The organism is Pseudomonas sp. NPDC096950, assembly GCF_044762525.1.
Taxonomy (GTDB): domain Bacteria; phylum Pseudomonadota; class Gammaproteobacteria; order Pseudomonadales; family Pseudomonadaceae; genus Aquipseudomonas.
The window spans coordinates 1-18,544 of record NZ_JBIWEL010000011.1 but is presented as its reverse complement, the minus strand read 5'-3'; the positions used below and the strand labels follow the sequence as shown (position 1 = coordinate 18,544).

At 59.6% G+C, this 18,544-nt stretch carries 14 protein-coding genes, 1 tRNA gene and 1 pseudogene; 5 read left to right on the top strand and 11 right to left on the bottom strand.

The window, feature by feature from the left end; all coding sequences use genetic code 11:
• Positions 1-2 precede the first annotated feature (2 nt).
• Positions 3-944 (bottom strand): 1-phosphofructokinase, encoded by a 942-nt coding sequence (gene pfkB / locus ACIQY3_RS17800; protein WP_403021748.1) that lies wholly within the window; start codon positions 942-944, stop codon positions 3-5.
• Complete coding sequence (gene ptsP / locus ACIQY3_RS17795) at positions 944-3,805, bottom strand: phosphoenolpyruvate--protein phosphotransferase (RefSeq protein ID WP_403021746.1); 2,862 nt, start codon at positions 3,803-3,805, stop codon at positions 944-946. The genes pfkB and ptsP overlap by 1 nt, the downstream gene beginning before the upstream one ends.
• A 290-nt stretch (positions 3,806-4,095) precedes the next feature.
• Here ptsP and cra point away from each other — a divergent pair, with 290 nt between their 5' ends.
• Together cra and ACIQY3_RS17785 are read left to right on the top strand one after the other, a co-directional pair.
• Complete coding sequence (gene cra / locus ACIQY3_RS17790; protein WP_403021744.1) at positions 4,096-5,091, top strand: catabolite repressor/activator; 996 nt, start codon at positions 4,096-4,098, stop codon at positions 5,089-5,091.
• A gap of 3 nt (positions 5,092-5,094) precedes the next feature.
• Positions 5,095-5,871, top strand: coding sequence for a TatD family hydrolase (locus ACIQY3_RS17785; RefSeq protein WP_403021742.1), 777 nt, complete (start codon positions 5,095-5,097; stop codon positions 5,869-5,871).
• Here ACIQY3_RS17785 and ACIQY3_RS17780 read toward each other — a convergent pair whose 3' ends face one another.
• The 6 genes and pseudogenes from ACIQY3_RS17780 to ACIQY3_RS17755 all read right to left on the bottom strand — a co-directional run bounded on the left by ACIQY3_RS17780 (position 5,872) and on the right by ACIQY3_RS17755 (position 12,507).
• The gene (locus tag ACIQY3_RS17780) at positions 5,872-6,261 is read right to left on the bottom strand and encodes a hypothetical protein (protein WP_403021740.1); all 390 of its coding nucleotides are present in this window, start codon (positions 6,259-6,261) and stop codon (positions 5,872-5,874) included.
• 258 nt (positions 6,262-6,519) lie between these two features.
• Positions 6,520-7,224 (bottom strand): methyl-accepting chemotaxis protein, encoded by a 705-nt coding sequence (locus ACIQY3_RS17775; RefSeq protein ID WP_403022014.1) that lies wholly within the window; start codon positions 7,222-7,224, stop codon positions 6,520-6,522.
• A 153-nt stretch (positions 7,225-7,377) separates the two neighbouring features.
• Positions 7,378-7,575, bottom strand: a pseudogene (locus ACIQY3_RS17770) (HAMP domain-containing protein); the annotation flags it as partial.
• A 1,266-nt stretch (positions 7,576-8,841) separates the two neighbouring features.
• Positions 8,842-9,678, bottom strand: coding sequence for a regulatory signaling modulator protein AmpE (gene ampE / locus ACIQY3_RS17765; RefSeq protein WP_403021739.1), 837 nt, complete (start codon positions 9,676-9,678; stop codon positions 8,842-8,844).
• Positions 9,675-10,235, bottom strand: coding sequence for a 1,6-anhydro-N-acetylmuramyl-L-alanine amidase AmpD (gene ampD, locus ACIQY3_RS17760; protein ID WP_403021737.1), 561 nt, complete (start codon positions 10,233-10,235; stop codon positions 9,675-9,677). The genes ampE and ampD overlap by 4 nt, the downstream gene beginning before the upstream one ends.
• 64 nt (positions 10,236-10,299) lie before the next feature.
• Positions 10,300-12,507, bottom strand: a complete 2,208-nt coding sequence (locus tag ACIQY3_RS17755) for a DUF1631 domain-containing protein (RefSeq protein ID WP_403021735.1) — start codon at positions 12,505-12,507, stop codon at positions 10,300-10,302.
• 361 nt (positions 12,508-12,868) lie between these two features.
• On the opposite strand from ACIQY3_RS17755, the gene nadC reads away from it, so the two are divergent.
• Complete coding sequence (nadC, locus tag ACIQY3_RS17750) at positions 12,869-13,717, top strand: carboxylating nicotinate-nucleotide diphosphorylase (protein ID WP_403021733.1); 849 nt, start codon at positions 12,869-12,871, stop codon at positions 13,715-13,717.
• 118 nt (positions 13,718-13,835) lie between these two features.
• On the opposite strand, the gene ACIQY3_RS17745 is transcribed toward nadC, so the two are convergent.
• Positions 13,836-14,141, bottom strand: coding sequence for a DUF6388 family protein (locus ACIQY3_RS17745; protein ID WP_213940885.1), 306 nt, complete (start codon positions 14,139-14,141; stop codon positions 13,836-13,838).
• A gap of 179 nt (positions 14,142-14,320) precedes the next feature.
• On the opposite strand from ACIQY3_RS17745, the gene ACIQY3_RS17740 reads away from it, so the two are divergent.
• Complete coding sequence (locus tag ACIQY3_RS17740) at positions 14,321-15,112, top strand: hypothetical protein (protein WP_403021730.1); 792 nt, start codon at positions 14,321-14,323, stop codon at positions 15,110-15,112.
• Between the two features lie 199 nt (positions 15,113-15,311).
• A complete protein-coding gene (locus ACIQY3_RS17735) occupies positions 15,312-16,403 on the top strand; it encodes an acyltransferase family protein (RefSeq protein WP_403021728.1) in 1,092 nt (363 codons plus the stop codon).
• 126 nt (positions 16,404-16,529) lie between these two features.
• Here ACIQY3_RS17735 and ACIQY3_RS17730 read toward each other — a convergent pair.
• Both ACIQY3_RS17730 and pnp read right to left on the bottom strand, forming a co-directional pair.
• A tRNA-Thr gene (locus tag ACIQY3_RS17730) sits at positions 16,530-16,605 on the bottom strand.
• A 213-nt stretch (positions 16,606-16,818) separates the two neighbouring features.
• Positions 16,819-18,544 (bottom strand): polyribonucleotide nucleotidyltransferase (pnp, locus tag ACIQY3_RS17725; RefSeq protein WP_403021726.1); only part of this gene is annotated, 1,726 nt, incomplete at its 5' end.

The window sequence follows — 18,544 nt, the reverse complement described above, 5'->3', positions numbered from 1 at the left end:
TCTTATTGTTCTGTCAGGAGGCGCACGCGCACGCCCTGTTCGAGTTGCGTCAACTGCGCGGCATCATCGATGCCGAAACCGATTTGCGTGACCGCCATCGCGGCAATCGCCGTGGCGGTGCGCAGGGTCTGTTCAGGCGTGTCAGCGCTGAGCAAACCGTGGAGCATCCCCGCCAACAGCGAATCGCCGGCACCCACGGTGCTGACCACGCTGACCCTCGGCGGCGTGGCATGCATCGCCGCGCCAACACTGAACCAGTTCACGCCATCCGCACCGTGGGAAATCACCACGTGCTCGATGCCTTGGGCGTGCAAGCGGCTCGCTGCTTCAGCCTGGGCCGCCACCGACACCACTTCGCAATCGAGCGCTTCCGCAAGTTCTTCGGTGTTGGGTTTGATCAACCACGGCCCCGCCGCCAGTCCTGCCCGCAAGGCTTCGCCGCTGGTGTCCAGGGCCACGTTCAAACCGAGGTTTTTCAGACGCACGATCAGCGCCTGCAACCACTGCGGGCTGACACCGCGCGGCAAGCTGCCGGCGACGACAACGGCGTCATGCCCCGGCGCGATCTGGTCGAGTCGATCGAGCAACGCTTGCTGCGCCACTTCATCAACCTGCGGCCCCGGGCCGTTGATGTCGGTGATGCGCCCGTTGCTTTCCGCCAGTTTGATATTGCTGCGGGTCTCGCCGGGAACGCGAATGAACGCATCGACAAAACCGCGCTTGGCAAACAGCGTTTCAAACGCCTGGAGATTGTCTTCACCGAGAAAGCCACTGACCGTCAGTTGATGCCCGAGATCGGCCAGCACTTGCGCCACGTTCACGCCTTTGCCGGCGGCGTGGGTGTGCATCTCGTCGCTGCGGTTGACCTGACCGGGGGTTAGCACTGGCAACTGGACGGTGAGGTCCAGCGCCGGGTTAAGGGTCAGGGTTAAAATCTTGGCCATTACAGGGCCTCCACTAATGCGCGCACTTCATTGGCGCTGCCCACGGCCAGGGCCTGTTGGGCGAGAATTTGAGTCTGGGCCAGGCTGAGTTCGCGGATGCGCGCCTTGACCTCGGCGATGCTGCGACCGGACACGCTGAGCTCATCCACACCGAGGCCGACCAGCACCGGCACCGCCAGCGGATCCGCCGCCAGTTCGCCGCACACGCCGACCCATTTGCCATGGGCATGGGCCGCGCGCACGGTGATGTCGATCAGTTGCAGCACCGCCGGGTGCAAGCCGTCAGCCTGGGCGGACAGGGTTGGATGGCCACGGTCGATGGCCAGGGTGTATTGGGTCAGGTCGTTGGTGCCGACGCTGAAGAAGTCGACTTCCTTGGCCAGCACCGGCGCGAGCAACGCCGCCGACGGCACTTCAATCATGATCCCCAGTTGCAGGTCCGCCACCGGTATTTCCAGGCGCAGACGCTCGGTCATGTCCCGGGCCTGGCGCCACTCATCGACGCTGCCGACCATGGGGAACATGATGCGCAACGGACGGTTGTCGGCGGCCCGCAGCAAGGCGCGCAATTGCGCTTCCATGATGTGTGGACGCTGCAGGGTCAGGCGAATACCGCGCACGCCGAGGAACGGGTTTTCTTCCTTGGCGATCGGCCAATACGGCAGCGGTTTATCGCCGCCCACGTCGAGGGTGCGCACCACCAACGGGCGGCCGGCCAGGCCATCGAGGACGCGACGGTATTCGACTTCCTGGGTCGCCTCGTCCGGCGCTTGGGAGTGCGCCATGAAAATCAGTTCAGTGCGCAGCAAGCCAATGCCTTCGGCGCCCTGCTCCACCGCGCTGGTAACACCAGCGCTTTCGCCGATGTTGGCGAACACTTCCACGGCGTGGCCGTCGGTGGTCAACGCCGGTTGATGGCGTTGCTCGGCGGCGGCTTTCAGCCGCAGTTCGCGGGTGTCGCGTTCTTCGGTGGCGCGCTGCAAGGTCGCGGCATCGGCGTCCACGTGCAGGCGACCGCGTTGGCCATCGATCAGCAACGGCGTGCCCGGCGCCAGCAGCAACACCGCTGCACCGGCACCGACCAATGCTGGAATCCCCAACGCACGGGCGACGATGGCGCTGTGAGCAGTGGCGCCGCCACGGGCGGTAAGGATGCCGGCGACGCGCGCCGGGTCGAGACGAGCCACGTCGGACGGACCGACCTCGTCCATCACCAGAATGTACGGTTGCTCCGGTTCGCTCGGGGTTTCGACACCGCAGAGTTGCGCCAACACCCGACGACCGATATCCCGCAAGTCAGCGGCGCGCTCGGCGAGCAAAGCGTCTTGCAGGGATTCCTGTTGCTTGGCGGCGGCTTCAATCACCGCCATCCACGCTGCTTCGGCGCTCTCGCCTTGCTTGAGGCGCGTGTCGACTTCGTCGGTCAATTCCGGGTCGTCGAGCATTTCCTGGTGGGTGATGAAAATCTCGCGAATCGCCTTGGATTTACTGCGCTCGATCAAGCCTTCGATGTCGCGACGGACCTCCACCAGCGCTTGTTGCAAGCGTTCGCGCTCGATGGCGGCGGACTCACCGCGCAGCGGATAATCGATGGCTTGCAGCACTTGAATATGCGCCGGGCCGATGGCAATGCCCGGTGCGGCGGCGATGGCCTGGACCAGACTGCCGGACTTTGGCGCGAGCAGCACTTCGGCGACGTCCGCCATCACTTCCCGCTGCTGACTGACTGGCGGCAACGGCTCGACTTCTTCACCGAGGCCTTCTTCGATGGCCGCCAGCAACGCTGGCAAAGCATCGGCGGCAATGCTCGGTTCAGCGATAAATTCCAGCACCTGACCGCGACGAGCGCCGAGGCTCAGCAGCTTGCTCAAGCTCTTCACCGACACGGCGCTGTCCTGGCCATCGACGATGCGCACGCGAATCTCGCCTTCAAAGCTTTTCGCCAGTTGCGCGAGGACCTTCGCCGGGCGCGCATGCAAACCGTGGGCGTTGGCCAGGGCAATGCGCGCGCTCGGCCAGTCGGCGGGCACTTCACCGCCGAGCACTTCGAGGACTTTGCGGCTGCTGGTGGCGCGGCCCAATTCGTGGCCACGACCTTCGATCAGCAACGCGCACAGGCGTTCGAGCAAGGCTTGATGCGCTTCACCGAGGCTGGCCAGGCAGAACAGACCGCTCAACGGCTGGCCGAGGTAACGCATAGGTTTGTCCGGCGTGACGAAGGCCAGGCCCGGACGCTTCACGGTTTGCTCGCTGTGCAGCCACCACAGACCATCGCCCAGGGGCAGCGCTTCGACTTGTTGCAACACGGCGGAGAAACCGTTGCTCACGCAATCGGCCTGACGCAGCAAACGGGCACCGCGCCAAACCAGTTCTTCAAAATCGTCGGCAGACACGCCGAGACCGATCATCTGGGCATCCAGCGCCAGTTCTTGCGGCGCGCCTTGCAGCAGTTTCAGCAACGCTTCGGCGGAACTGGCGCGACGCAGGGCCTGGCCCAGGTCGGTCTCGCCGAGGGCGCGGGTCAACAGTTGCAGCAGACGCAGGTGTTCATCGGATTTGGCGGCGATGCCGATCGCCAGGTAGACAGTGTGGCCATCGCCCCAGTCCACGCCTTCGGGAAATTGCATCAGCCGCACGCCAGTGGAAAACACCTGGTCGCGGGTTTCCGGAGTACCGTGGGGGATGGCAATACCTTGACCGAGAAAGGTCGAGCCCTGGGCTTCCCGCGCCTGCAAACCGGCGAGGTAACCTTCTGCGACCAGACCATCGGCAACCAGATGCTGGGCCAGCAGGTGCAACGCGGCTGACTTATCCACAGCCGACTGGCCCATGGATATCTGCTCTATGGTGAGCTCGAGCATGCTTTCTCCTTTTTGGCGCCTTGGGACGCCAGGTATTGTTTTGAATGATTCAGCTTAGGCTCTTCGTGATCACATTTGGCGGTTTCGCGGCAGAACCGGCCAAAGGAACCTATAACCCAGAAAATACGCTTGCTGAAACGTTTAATCTAGAATGATTGGCACGTTACTCGATAATGTCCCATCCTTGAAGTCCAACTTGTCGGATGCGTTGCGACATTGGTCGTCTGCTCGAATCGGGTAGGATTGGCGAAAATGTCGGGGCAAGCTCGAAAAAACAAGGAAATCCCGAGTTGAAACTCAGTGATATCGCACAGTTGGCCGGTGTGTCCGTTACCACCGCCAGTTATGTCATCAATGGCAAGGCCACACAGCAACGCATCAGCAGCGCTACCGTCGAGCGTGTGCGTGCCGTGGTCGAGCAACATGGCTTTACACCCAATCCCCAAGCGGCCGGGCTGCGCAGTCGGCACACCCGCACCTTGGGCTTCATCCTGCCGGACCTGGAAAACCCCAGTTACGCACGGATCGCCAAACTCCTGGAGCAAGGCGCCCGGGCGCGCGGCTATCAGTTGCTGATTGCCAGCTCTGATGATGCGCCAGACAGCGAACGGCAGTTGCTCAAACTGTTCCGTGCCCGGCGCTGCGACGCGTTGATCGTCGCCAGTTGCCTGCCAACGGACGACGACAGTTATCGACAGTTGCAGGCCAAAGGCATGCCGATCATCGCCATTGACCGGGTCATGGAGCCCGAGCATTTTTGTTCGGTGATCAGTGACGACCGCGAGGCCAGCCTGCAACTGACCCGCAGCCTGCTCGAACCGCTGCCCAAGCAAATCGCACTGATCGGCGCCCGCCCGGAACTGAGCATCAGCCAGGAACGGGCCGCCGGTTTCAAAGAAGCGCTGAGCGGGTTCAAAGGTGAAATCCTGATCGAACACGGCGAGTCGTTCAGCCGCGAGTGCGGCAAGCAGTTAATGGACGAATTGCTCCAGCGCCTGGGGCATTTGCCGGATGCGCTGGTGACCACGTCCTACGTGTTGCTTCAGGGTGTGTTCGACGCCTTGCATGACTTCCCGCTCAAGACTCGTCCCCTGCGTCTCGGTACGTTCGGCGATACCCAGTTGCTGGATTTCCTGCCATTGCCGGTCAACGCCATGGCCCAACAGCACCAGTTGATCGCCGACAAAGCGTTGGAACTGGCCCTGGCCGCCATCGAACAGTCGGATTACCAACCCGGCGTGCAGGCCATCGCACGGACCTTCAAGCAGCGCATTCTTCAGGACTGAGCCGTGGAGCTGATCGACAGCCACACGCATCTGGATTTTCCGGACTTCGACGCCGATCGCTCGGCGTTGTTGGCCGAAAGCCGCGCCCTCGGGGTACGGCGGATGGTGGTGCTGGGGGTTTATCGGGGCAATTGGCAGCGGGTCTGGGATCTGGTGCAGAGCGATCCCGATCTGCACGCGGCGTTCGGCTTGCACCCGGTGTATCTGGAGGATCATCGCCCCGAAGACCTGACGGCGCTCGGCGACTGGCTGACCCGCTTGGCCGGCCATCGACAGGTGTGCGCGGTGGGCGAAATCGGCCTGGATTACTTTATCGAAACCCTCGATCGCGAGCGCCAGCAGGCGTTGTTCGATGCGCAGTTGCAACTGGCGGTGGATTTCAATCTGCCGGCGCTGATCCATGTACGGCGTAGCCACGCAGCGGTAATTGCCACGCTCAAAAGGTTTCGCTTGAAACGCGCCGGCATCATTCATGCGTTCGCCGGCAGCAAGGAAGAGGCGCGGGAATACATCAAGCTCGGTTTCAAATTGGGCCTCGGTGGCGCCGCGACCTGGCCTCAGGCGCTGCGCATGCACCGCGTGCTCGCCGAGCTGCCACTGGAATCGGTGGTGCTGGAAACCGACTCACCGGACATGGCGCCCGCCATGTTCCCCGGCCAGCGCAACAGCCCGGCGCACTTGCCGGCGATCTGTTCGGCACTGGCCGACATCATGGCGATCAGCCCCGAACAACTGGCCGCAGTCAGCACAGCCAATGCCTGCGAGTTGTTCAACTGGTAATCAGTCGACGTGAGCCTTGGCGGCCTCCAGCGTCAGGGTGAGGTGCTGCCGGTGCCGGGCATACCGAACGACGGCGAAGTAGACGAAAATCGCCAACAGCGAAAAATTCAGTTGTTCGAGAACGCTGAGCATCCCGACCCACTCCATCACCAACGCCACCAGCAGCGCGGTGCAGACCATCACCAGCGTGCTCGCCCGTAACAAAGCCAGGGAGTCGAGGGACTTGAAGCGCTTGATCTGCTTGGGATCGTTCAGTTGCAGGGCTTTTTCACAGTGGGAACAGGTAAACGGCTCGTTGATCGCGATGGCATTGAGTTGCCAGGGCTCAAGCAACAGTGTGCGCTGGCAATGGGCGCAGCGGCCCAGGATTCCAATCGTAGCGGCAGACATAACCGAGCCTCCTCAGGGCAGGTCTAAGAAATGGATCTTGCTTCATTGAAGACCAAAAACCAGAGCGCGCAGGAAAACAGGAAATACCGTACTGACGAAGGGAATAAGTACTACGGATTGCTCGGTATTGACGTTGGAACACATTCCCTGTGGGAGCGGGCTTGCTCGCGAAGGCGGTGTGTCAGCCAACATCAATGTTGAATGTACAGCCGCCTTCGCGAGCAAGCCCGCTCCCACATTTTGATCCGGGCTATGCCTTCAGACCCGGAACGCGCTGATCAACTGTTTCAACTCCACCACCTGCGCCGACAACGCGCGGCTGGCATTTTCGGTCTGGTGCGCGCCCTCGGCCGTGCGCTCGCCGGCGCGGTTGATTTCGACGATGTTCTGGTCGATGTCATGGGCCACGGCGGTTTGCTGTTCCACGGCGGCGGCAATCTGCTGGTTCTGGTCGACGATCATGCCTACAGCGCCGAGGATATTTTCCAGGGCTTGCTGGACCTTTTCCGACTGGCCCACGGTGCCATTGGCCATTTGATGGCTGACGCCCATGGCTTTGACTGCTGCGCCAACCCCGCCGTGGAGCTTGGCGATCATCTGCTCGATTTCTTCGGTCGATTGCTGGGTGCGCTTGGCCAGCGTGCGAACCTCGTCCGCCACCACCGCAAATCCACGGCCCTGCTCCCCCGCCCGTGCGGCTTCGATGGCGGCGTTCAGCGCCAGCAGGTTGGTTTGTTCGGCGATGCTTTTGATCACGTCGAGCACGCGGCTGATGGATTGGCTGTCGCTGGCCAGTTGATTGATCACCAGCACCGATTGATCAATCTCGCCGGCCAGTGCCGCAATGCTGCCCTGCTGGGATTCCACCAACCCGCGCCCGCTGAGGGTTTCGTCGTTGACGCTGTGGGCGCTGCTAACGGCCGCCGCAGCACTGCGCGCCACTTCCAGGGAGGTGGCCGACATCTGGTTCATCGCGGTGGCGACTTGTTCGATCTGACTGCGCTGCCCGGCTACGGCCTGGTTGCTCTGGGCGGAAACGCTTTCCACCTGACCGGCCTGGCGTTCGACTTCGCCGACGGTCTGTCCGACCCGCTCGATCAAGTCGTGGATTTTCTTCACCGTCCCGTTGAACACCTCGCCCAACTCGCCCAGTTCATCGCGGCTGTGGGCGCTGAAGGTCACGGTCATGTCGCCGGCCGCCACTTTGTCCATCACCGCGCCCAGGCGCTTGAGGGTGGTGCGGGTCGAGTAGTAAAAGCCGCCATAGAGGTAAAAGATCAGCACAAACACCACCGACAACGCCACGGCCTGCATGACCATATGGGCGCGGTTCTGCTCCAGCCGCTGCTGCAACTGGCTGCCGAGGAATTTCAGGGTTGCTTCATTGAGTTGGTAGGTCTGGTCCATCAGACCGGTGACCTGATCGTAAAACCCCTGCCACGGCGCATCGAGGGTGTCGGCCATTACCACCTGTTCTTCGAACAGTTCGCTGGCCTTTTTCAGGGACGCCTTGCTGCTGTCAGCCTGAGCGGCCAGGGTTTCGTTCGCGGCTTTGCTGGAGCCCAACGCGTCGTGCAGCTTCAGCCCATATTCCGCCTGAAGCTTTTCGATCTGCGCCAGCAATTCGTCGAAACGGGTGCTCGACGCCGAGTTGAGAAAGCCCTGCCCCAGCGACAGCGAGCCCATGGCCCGGCCTTCGCCCAGAATCTGCGTCACCGGCGGGGTGACATTGGTGATGAGTTCGCTGAGCTGACGCATGTCACTTTGGGTGTCGCGGCTCAGGCCGGCCTGACTGGTGATGATCTGGCTGAAAATCTGTGCATTGCCGAGCAACTTGCCGATCAGCGCACTTTTACTTTGCAGGGAATTTTCCGCTTGCTGGGCCTTGAACGCGGCGATCATTTCATCGCGTTTGCCATCGAACACCGCGATCTGTTCCGGATCAATGCTCATAGCTGTCAGCCCTTGCAGACGGGTCAGAACGCTTTGCTCCAGGGCGCTGATCTTGGTCTCGACGTCGCCGGCCTTGCCGGATTGCCCGAGGGTGACGTTGATTTGCACGAGGTTGTTCAGGGTTTCCAGATCCCGGCGCAGGGTCAGACTGCTGCCCAACAGGTCGAGGCTTTGCAATTCGACGCGGGTGCCCTGGAATTCACGATAGGAATCGCGCACCAGGTAGAAGTTGGTCACCAGCATCGGCACCAGGAACAGCACGCTGATCAGGCTGAACTTCATGCCGAAGCTCAGGCGGTTCATCAGCGCGACAGCGGGATAGAGCAAGCTCTTCACTGTGAAGTCTCCCTTGGATTTCTTATTTTTATTGGCAGGCGCACAGATACAGCAGATAGCCACTATTGGGCGCTATCTCTGTATAGCTCAAATCGGAGGGAGGTTTTGTAACTTAAGGTTAACGGCAGGGATGCAGCTCTTGAGGCAGGTGACATCCCTTGTGGCGAGGGGGCTTGCCCCCGCTGGGTGGCGAAGCCGCCCCCTGCGATTCATCTGCAGGAACGCATCCGCTGGGTTACGACTGCTGCGCAGCCGAACGGGGGCAAGCCCCCTCGCCACGGGTTGTACGCTTTAGGGAAGGACCGTCCACAACGCAAACCCGGCATACCAAAGCACCGCCGCCCGCAGCAGCAGTTCCCAGAGGCGATCCAGGCTGTTGATGCCATCCGGCCCGACCACCGGCGCCGGAATTTCCCCGGCCACCAGCCCGACCTTTTCGATCAATTGGGCGGCGCTGATGTTCCAGTTCAGCAGCTCATGCAACATCACCCGACCGACCGCGACAAAGTTGCCGACCAGGGCAAAACTCGCCGCCAGCAAGCGCACCGGCACCCAATCGAAGGCGTGACGCAGTTGTGCGGCACGTTCGACCACTGCCGGGTTCTGTCCGTGTTCTTCGGCCAGGGCGAGCAAGCGATAGCTCAGCGCAGCCACCGGTCCCAACAGGAAGTACCAGAAAATCACTGCGAAAAAGCTTTGGTAGGCTTCCCACAACAGATGCCCTTGAACCCGCTCCAGCAGTTGCTCGCCACTGTCGGCGCAGATGTCCAGGTCGCGCTTGGCCACATGGGCGGCCGCTTGCAGGTCTTCCCGGCGCCAGGCGTCGCGAAACGGGCCGAGGCCGCCCAACAGATCACCACGCCCCAGGCTGTAAATCACCACCAGCAAGTGCACCGGCAGGGCGAGCAAGCCATAGGCCACGGGCTCCAGTACCAACAGCAGCAAACCGAGCAGCGCCACTGGCAACAGCACCAACACGATCAACACCAGCCACGGCTGGTCCTTCAGACGCGGGTTGGCCTCAAGCTTGTGCAGCTCGCGCACCCAACCACCATCACGTTGAACCCGATGGCGCAGGGCCGAGAATTTCTCGATCCAGACAGCCAACAGCAACACCAGAAAACTCATTGTTGTTCCTCTTTTGCCAAAGCGGCGCGGTAGCGTGCCCAGTCGAACGCCGGTCCCGGGTCAGTCTTGCGTCCGGGTGCGATGTCGCTATGCCCGCAAATGCGCTGTGCGGTAATGCCCGTGAAAGCGCTTTGCAACTGTCGGGTCAGGGTCGTCAACGCCAGGTATTGCGCATCGGTAAACGGCAGATCATCCGTGCCTTCGAGTTCGATGCCCACAGAAAAATCATTACAGACTTCGCGCCCGTCAAAACTCGAGACGCCGGCATGCCAGGCGCGCTCAAGACAGGAGACAAACTGAGTCACCGTGCCGTCACGTTCGATCAGAAAATGCGCAGAAACCCGCAGGTCAGCGATCCCTTCAAAGTAGGGATGCTCCGTGACATCCAGGCGATTCTGGAAAAATTCCTGCACCTTGCCGGTGGCGAACTGCGCCGGCGGGAGGCTGATGTTGTGGATCACCAGCAGGGAGATTTCATCTGAGGGGCGCGCATTGAAGTTGGGCGAGGGGCAGATATTTACGCCCTGGCACCAACCGCTCGCGGGGTCCAACTGCATACAGGTTCCTTCAACGACGACCGTGTTGGCGCCCAGTATGCCGCGATAGACCCTCGGCGCGCGATCACTTGGCGTGATTGAGACGCCGCAAGTTACCAATCACCGATTCCAGGGCCCGATCAAACAGCAACGTATCGTCCAGCGTGCGCACCGCGCCACGGCGGAATTCCAGGGCCAGCCCGGTGCGGCTGCGCTCCAGCACTTTCATGCCGGTGCGGTTGACGAAAATGTACTTGCCGGTGGCTTCAATGATCGCCGCCAGTTTGCAACGCAGGGTGTTTTCTTCGTCTTCCTGAAATTCGACCCAGCAACCCAGTCGCAGTTGATCGACCTGAAGCAGGCCTGCATCGTCCGCCGGCAAACGCACCGAGGCCGTTTCGACCGGGCCTTCATCGGCGGTGCGCAGGACGATTTCCTCGCGCACTTCGACCATCACTGGCGTATCAGCCTGCTCCGGTGCCACGGCCGGCCGCTCGAACAGTTGAACGTGCAAGGCCTCCAGTTCACTGAAAAACTCGCTGGTGGCGAAGGGATCGAACGCCGAGCTACTCAAACCATCGCGCAGGGATTTAAGCAACCCCGGCACCATCGACAGCAGACGCAGGCTCGCATCGGCTTCGTTATGGCGCTGCACGCTCCAGATCAGTTGCGCCATGGTTTGCACATCGGCGTGCCACTCGGCGGACTGATCGCCGTGCTTGAGGCAGGTCAGCAACAGCACCTTGCTCCAGGCGTCCTGGACGAACGCCACTACGCCTTGCGGGAGCAACTTGCCCAGTAAGGCCTCGTTCAGCGCTTGTTCGACCCGCTGACGGGCCAGTTCAGTCTTGGCCCGACCTTCTTCGGCATCGCGGGTGCGCTGCTCCAGCAATTCGCTGCGACGGCGCTCGTCACTGGTAAACGCCAGGAAGTCCGCGAGCAACTCAGAGAAAATCGCCGGATCGTCGACAAAATCATTCAACAGCCGTTGCACCACTTGCTCGATGCGCAGGTACAGCGTGTCGCGCTCATGATCGTCGCACTCGCCCCAGCCCATGGCCGCGGCGGCGATTTCATTGAGCAGGCGCCGCGCCGGATGGCTGCTGCGGCTAAAGAAACTCTTGTCGAGTACCGCGACTTTCAGCATCGGAATCTGCAAACGCCCGATCAACGCCTTGAGCGAGTCTGGCAAGTTGCGGTCATCAAGGATGCATTCGAAAAGCATGGCGATCAGGTTGATCACGTCTTCATCCGCGACCCCGACCACCCGGGATTTGCCACTTTTGACGCTGACCCGGGTCAGCAGTTGTTCGAGCTGGTTGCGCAGGTCGAAGTCGTCCTGAGCCGCCAGGGCCGGAACGTATTGCTGCAAGTGCGACAGCAGGCGCAGCAGGTCGCGGGTGGAAATCGGCTGGGCCGGGGTGCTGGCTTCAAGCGTCGGCGCAACACTGCCGCGCACGTGAAACAGCAGTTCCTGCAACGCGGCGAAGACTTCCTGCACGCTGTCATCTATCTGCGCACTGCCGGGCCGTGCAGCCGCCTCGACGGGTTCGGCATGGGCACTGGCTGTCGCCCGATCAGCGGCGCGGCGTGCCGGGGCGGGCTTGAGCTCGGGCAGCACACCGGTGGCGATCAGCAGTTGGTTGGCTTCGGCGTAGAGCTGATCGGCGCTGCTGAGCACATAGCGCTCGAACAGTTTGAGGATGATCAGCTTGACCTTGATCTCGACGCCCAGATTGCGCCCGGCCTGTAGGAAATACTCACACAGCATCGCCGGGCTCAGCGGGTTGTGCTGTTCGAGCAGTTCCTTGCCCAACAGCACGCTGAGCCGGGTGGTCAGTTGATCGAGGGCGAACCCCTCGCGGTTCAGCACTTTGCTGACCATGCCCTCCACCGCCACGTTGCGCTCCAGGTCGTCACTGGGCAACGTTGCGCCGGCATCGAACGCCAATGCCTGGGGCAAGGCTGACTGGGTGACGTCGTATTGCGTGAGGCTGATGAACGCCTCGAAGAACTGTTCAAGAAATCCGCGCTCAATGCTTTTGCGCTTGAGGCGCAAGTCGCGCATGGCTTCGAAAAAGATGTTCTGTTCGACGTCATTGCGGGCCCGGTCGGCCATTTCGAACAGGGTGTCGTCGGCGTTATCGAACAGTTCCTGCAAACCATGCCGGAGCTGTTGCGCAGCCTTGTCGCGAACCTGAAGCAGAATCACAGGCAGGCGGGCGAGCGGCGAGTGAGTCGCCTGGTCGGTAGCTGCCTTGTGCAAAGGCACTACATTCCCGTCGTTGTGCATCCAAGCCTCCTGGAACGGTGATGCTTCGGTTCGTTAAGAAAGTTCGATTTGCGCAAGCTGCACAGCCGGCGCCCAACGGGGAACAGTGCCCACCCGCTGTCGTTCAATAATCGGGGACCCAAAGGAACGTCAAAGCTATGACGTCAAATGCAAGGCGGATTATCTGCAAAACAGGCCGCTTGTGCCAGCAGACTCTACGTTTCACATTGAAATAGACGTACAGGGCAGACCCTGGCTTAGCGTCAAATGCTCACGCGAATCGACCAAATGCAGGTTTCAGAGCGATTCGAGCACCCGGCATGCCTTGGGTTGCTTCGCGCCATGGCCCTATAATCGAGCCACTTTGTTTGTGGAGCCCGTTATGCCGAATCTACGTCTCGCCGATTTGACCGCCGAAATCGAAGCCAACGTGCGCCGTGCGTTGCTCGAAGACATCGGCAGCGGCGACATCACCGCGCAACTGATCCCGGCCGAACGCCTGGCCAAAGCCACCATCATCACCCGCGACGCGGCTGTCATTGCCGGCACTGCTTGGGTGGATGCCGTTTTTCGGCAACTGGACCCCCGGGTGGCGGTGCACTGGCAAGTGCGCGATGGCGAACGGGTGAAACCCAATCAGGCGCTGTTCCACCTCGAAGGCCCGGCCCGCTCGCTGTTGACGGGTGAACGTTGTGCACTGAATTTCCTGCAACTGCTGTCTGGCGTGGCCACCCGCGCGCAGTCTCTGGCGGATTTCGTCGCCGAGACTCAGGTGAAGCTGCTCGACACCCGCAAAACCCTGCCGGGGCTGCGCCTGGCGCAAAAGTACGCCGTGACCTGCGGCGGCTGCCATAACCACCGCATCGGCCTGTACGACGCCTTCCTGATCAAGGAAAACCATATCGCGGCCTGCGGCGGCATCCCTGAAGCGATTAAAGCCGCGCACAAGATTGCCCCGGGCAAGCCCGTGGAAATCGAAGTGGAAAGCCTGGAGGAGCTGAAGGAGGCCCTGGAGGGCGGTGCCGACATCATCATGCTCGACGAACTGAGCCTGGATGACATGCGCGAAGCGGTGCGCCTGAACGGCGGCAAGGCCAAACTGGAAGCCAGCGGCGGGATCAACGAAAGCACGTTGCTGCCGATCGCCGAAACCGGGGTGGATTACATTTCGATTGGTGCGATGACCAAGGATGTGAAGGCTGTAGACCTGTCGATGCGCCTCAGCCTCTGATTAAACAATGTGGGAGCGGGCTTGCTCGCGAAAGCGGTGTGCCAGACGACAATGATGTCGATTGACACACCGCTTTCGCGAGCAAGCCCGCTCCCACAGGTGTTTCACATTTGCTGGGTCAGACCACCAGATTATTCATCTCGCAGTACTCTTCCCACTCGACGCCCAACACTTCGGCCGCTTCCTTGTGCAGGACCAGGCGCGCTGCCTCGAACTCTTCCGGAGTCGAGGTGTACTTGAGCGTCAATTCCCAAGGCTGCAGACCCTGGGATTCCGCTTCATCCTCGAACGCCCATTGAATCTGGTCTTTCTGATCATCGGCCGGCAGGTCCTTGATCTCATCGGCTAGCTGGGGCGACTCCAGCAGGTACTTCTTCAGCGCTTCTTCGTGTCTGGCTTCTTGGGTCAATTCTTTAACAGTCATGGCGTTCTCGCTGATCTGGGGAATGGAAGATGGATCTGGATCATCAAGGATCTCTCTGACGCAAAAAACCGCGTAAAGCCCGGTTTGTCTGGCCTTCAGAACCATTCGGGATCATCTGAAAACTGCTTCGGTGGTGCTTGTGCAAGCACCGAATATAGGACCTTTGGCTGACGATTTATATGCATGTTTACATCAAATCTACAAAAAAACGGCCGCCGTTCATTTTGTATGGCCCTCAGGAACATGTTTCGAAAACGGAAGTCATAGCGATGTGCCATATAGGCACTTCACAAGGAACTCAGGTGATGCGTAATTTCCCAAAGCGTTCGTCTACCCTGTTCGCAACCGGCATGGCCGCCCTGCTGCTCGGCAACCTGGCACTGGCCAATGCGGCTCAGGCTATCGAGCTTAGCTCAGACAACCCTTCTTACAACGACACCCTCACTGCGACCCACAACTCGTACGGCAAAACCGTATTGGTCAGAACCAATCTGGATGTCAATGAACTGGAAAAGCTACAGGGCACCGTTAAAACCAATACGGCTGAAATCGACACCCTGAAGAAAACCGTCAGCGACCAAGCGCGCCTCATCGAAGAACTCAGACGCAACACCGGCACAAGCTCCGGCTCGAGCAGCAATGAAATCTCCAACCTCAAGCGCACCGTCGAGGAACAGGACAAAGACCTGAAAAAACTCTCGAGCCAGGTGGAAGACCTCAAGCGCAATAACGGCTCGAGCTCAAGTTCCAGCTCAAGCGAGCTGGCCAGCCTCAAGCGCACCGTCAGTGATCAGGACAACGACCTGAAAAAACTCTCCAGTCAAGTGGAAGACCTCAAGCGCAGCGCCGGATCGAGTTCCAGCTCAAGTTCCAGCGATCTGTCGAATTTGAAGCGAGAAGTCAGTGATCAGGACAATCAACTGGATCAGCTCAAACGCACGGTCGAAGACCTGAGCCGGAAGGTGAAATAACAGCGGCGGTGGTGCCCGAGACAGGAGTCGCATTTATCCCAAAAAGCACTGAATTCATTGGTACTATCGAACAGCATTAAATCCAATGTACTAACCAGTGTATTTTGTGTGTTTCCTCTGGGCGGATAGCGGTAATAAAGAAGCACGATTACACTCCGCCCCTTTCCTGAATTCGCGCAATTCACCGAGCTACGGACGCATGATAAAAAATATCCAATACCTGCGGTGTGTAGCCGCCCTGCTCGTCGTGTTCGCTCATTCCAATCTGCAAATCTTCGGAGTGTCTGCGAGATTCACGAACGTCGGCGGCTTCGGCGTCGATCTGTTCTTCGTCATCAGCGGCTTCATCATGCCCTACATCTTGTTCGGTGGCTTATACAGGCAGGGATCGATAGCCACGAACAACGCGGCCGGATTCTTCTGGCGCCGCATTGCGCGGATTATGCCGATGTATTTTCTGGTGACCGCGGTGGCGGTACTGATTTCGTATCTGGTAATGTCCGGCGCCATCCACAATCCAGACAATGATCTGATGTACACCTTCAGCCCTTCACGGGTTGACTGGTCGTGGTTCGTTGAGTCAGTGACCTTCACCCACTGGGAGCGAGCCCCCATCCTTGGCGTAGGTTGGTCGTTGCAAGTTGAGTTCTTTTTCTATCTGGCTATCACGTTCGGCTTGTTGCTCGGCGCGCAAAAGCTGGAATCAATCGAGTTCGCCATTCTCGGATTCTTTTTCGTTTTTATTCTTTTTGGTTCAATCAATACCACTAACAGCATGATCGCTCAGAACTTCTGCAACCCGTTGGTTATTGAGTTCTTGCTGGGGTTGTTCCTTTACAGGATGGTTTCAAACGGTCAGCTGATGAACACGTACGCGGCGATAACAACGATCGTCCTGTTCCTGCCAATCTTCATGTATATCGAACTGAAAGACGTGATTCGCATCATCATCCCAAGTCTGGACCGTGCGGTTCAGTGGGGCTTTCCGGCACTACTGCTGGTGTGGGCGGCGATCAGTCTTGAGGGCAAGGTGAAAGAATTCAAGCTCGTCAGCCTGCTGGGTGATGCTTCTTATAGCCTGTACCTGATTCACGCAATTGTCGCGCCCCTGTACATTTTCTATATGCACAAACTAGGCATATCGCTTGCGGTAGGCCCAGTTATATATCTGCTGGCAATGCTGACAATTTGCAGTGCGGCGGGGATAGCCGCTCATTTGTACGTCGAAAAGCCGATCAACAACTTTGTTAAGAAATACACAGGGCGCCGCAGGGTACTCGCTGAGGCATAAGACCGGTCAGCTGGTCCTCATATCCCATGCGCTTTAATGCACCATTGAATTCCTTGCCGGTCGGTTTGGCCTGATGCACAGCGGTATCAGTGAGGAGCATTAGCACCGCAAGGCGACGAATGAATTTGGTGCCCGAGACAGGAGTCGAACCTGCGACCTTCGCGTTACGAGTGCGCTGCTCTACCAACTGAGCTACACGGGCGGTGGGCTAAACCTAGCACCGGCATCGAGGTCCGGCAACTTGGCAGACCTCTCTTTTACGCACATAACGCAAACATCGAAGCCTTCGGCAGCGTCTGCACGGGATCGGCGCAGGCGCTGCCGAAGGCTGCCATCTTTTGATTTTCTGACGCACAGCAAAACGCCCCGAACCAGTCGGGGCGTTTTGTTGTTCAGCGGTTAAGCGCGGGGGTAATTAAACGCCCGACGCCTTGGCTGCTGCTACGTCTTTGATGGACAGCTTGATACGGCCGCGGTTGTCCACGTCCAGTACCAGTACTTCCACTTCCTGGCCTTCTTTCAGGATGTCGGTCACTTTCTCAACGCGAGCGTCGCTCAACATGGAGATGTGAACCAGACCGTCCTTGCCAGGCAGGATGTTGACGAATGCGCCGAAGTCGACGATGCGCTCAACCTTACCAACATAGATCTTGCCGATTTCAGCTTCTGCGGTGATACCCAGAACGCGCTGACGTGCTGCTTCAGCCGCTTCCTTGGTTTCGCCGAAGATCTTGATCGAGCCGTCGTCTTCGATGTCGATCGAAGCCTTGGTCTCTTCACAGATCGCACGAATGGTCGCGCCGCCTTTACCGATAACATCACGGATTTTGTCGGTGTCGTTTTTCATCGCGATCATGGTCGGAGCATTTTCCGACAGTTCGGTGCGGGACTGACCAATGATCTGGTTCATCTGACCGAGGATGTTCAGGCGCGCTTCCAGGGCTTGGCCCAGAGCGATTTCCATGATTTCTTCGGTGATGCCTTTGATCTTGATGTCCATCTGCAGCGCGGTAACACCTTTGGCGGTACCCGCTACTTTGAAGTCCATGTCGCCGAGGTGATCTTCGTCACCCAGGATGTCGGTCAGGATGGCGAATTTCTCGCCTTCTTTAACCAGACCCATGGCGATACCGGCAACCGGTGCCTTCATCGGAACGCCAGCGTCCATCAGGGCCAGGGAAGCGCCGCAGACCGAAGCCATGGAGCTCGAACCGTTGGACTCGGTGATTTCCGACACAACACGAATGGTGTACGGGAACACGTCGGCAGCAGGCAGCATGGCTGCAATCGAACGACGGGCCAGACGGCCGTGACCGATTTCGCGACGACCAGCGCCACCCATGCGACCACACTCACCTACCGAGAACGGAGGGAAGTTGTAGTGCAGCATGAACGGGTCTTTTTTCTCGCCTTCCAGGGTGTCCAGCAGTTGCGCGTCACGGGCGGTGCCCAGAGTCGCGACTACCAGAGCCTGGGTTTCGCCACGGGTGAACAGCGCCGAACCGTGGGTCTTAGGCAGAACACCGACTTCGATGTTCAACGGACGTACGGTCTTGGTGTCGCGACCGTCGATACGTGGCTTGCCGTTTACGATGTTTTCGCGAACGGTGCGGTATTCGATTTCGCCGAAAGCCGCTTTGACTTCGCTGGAAGAAGGCTGGCCTTCTTCACCGGACAACTTGGCAACGACCTGGTCTTTCAGCTCACCCAGGCGAGCGTAACGGTCGGCCTTGATGGTGATGGTGTAAGCCTGGGAGATCGCGTCGCCGAATTCGGCACGGATAGCGCCCAGCAGAGCCGTGGCTTCTGGCTGTGGAGCCCAGGTCCAGGTCGGCTTGGCAGCTTCGGCAGCCAGTTCTTTAACGGCGTTGATCACAACCTGGAACTCGTCGTGAGCAAACAGTACCGCGCCCAGCATCTGGTCTTCGGTCAGCTCTTTGGCTTCCGATTCAACCATCAGAACGGCTTCCGACGTACCGGCAACGACCATGTCCAGGCTCGAAGCTTTCTGTTGTTCGTAAGTCGGGTTCAGCAGGTAGCCGGTGCTTTCGTGGAACGCAACGCGGGCAGCGCCGATCGGGCCATCGAAAGGAATACCGGAGATGTCCATGGCAGCCGTGGTACCGATCATCGCAGCGATG

Excerpts from the sequence above, each read along its gene's own strand:
- pfkB (WP_403021748.1), bottom strand. The coding sequence starts at position 944 with ATGGCCAAGATTTTAACCCTGACCCTTAACCCGGCGCTGGACCTCACC.
- ampE (WP_403021739.1), bottom strand. The coding sequence starts at position 9,678 with ATGAGTTTTCTGGTGTTGCTGTTGGCTGTCTGGATCGAGAAATTCTCG.
- ACIQY3_RS17775 (WP_403022014.1), bottom strand. The coding sequence starts at position 7,224 with ATGTCGGCCACCTCCCTGGAAGTGGCGCGCAGTGCTGCGGCGGCCGTT.
- ACIQY3_RS17755 (WP_403021735.1), bottom strand. The coding sequence starts at position 12,507 with ATGCACAACGACGGGAATGTAGTGCCTTTGCACAAGGCAGCTACCGAC.
- ptsP (WP_403021746.1), bottom strand. The coding sequence starts at position 3,805 with ATGCTCGAGCTCACCATAGAGCAGATATCCATGGGCCAGTCGGCTGTG.
- ampD (WP_403021737.1), bottom strand. The coding sequence starts at position 10,235 with ATGCAGTTGGACCCCGCGAGCGGTTGGTGCCAGGGCGTAAATATCTGC.
- ACIQY3_RS17780 (WP_403021740.1), bottom strand. The coding sequence starts at position 6,261 with ATGTCTGCCGCTACGATTGGAATCCTGGGCCGCTGCGCCCATTGCCAG.
- ACIQY3_RS17745 (WP_213940885.1), bottom strand. The coding sequence starts at position 14,141 with ATGACTGTTAAAGAATTGACCCAAGAAGCCAGACACGAAGAAGCGCTG.
- ACIQY3_RS17735 (WP_403021728.1), top strand. The coding sequence starts at position 15,312 with ATGATAAAAAATATCCAATACCTGCGGTGTGTAGCCGCCCTGCTCGTC.
- ACIQY3_RS17740 (WP_403021730.1), top strand. The coding sequence starts at position 14,321 with ATGCATGTTTACATCAAATCTACAAAAAAACGGCCGCCGTTCATTTTG.
- nadC (WP_403021733.1), top strand. The coding sequence starts at position 12,869 with ATGCCGAATCTACGTCTCGCCGATTTGACCGCCGAAATCGAAGCCAAC.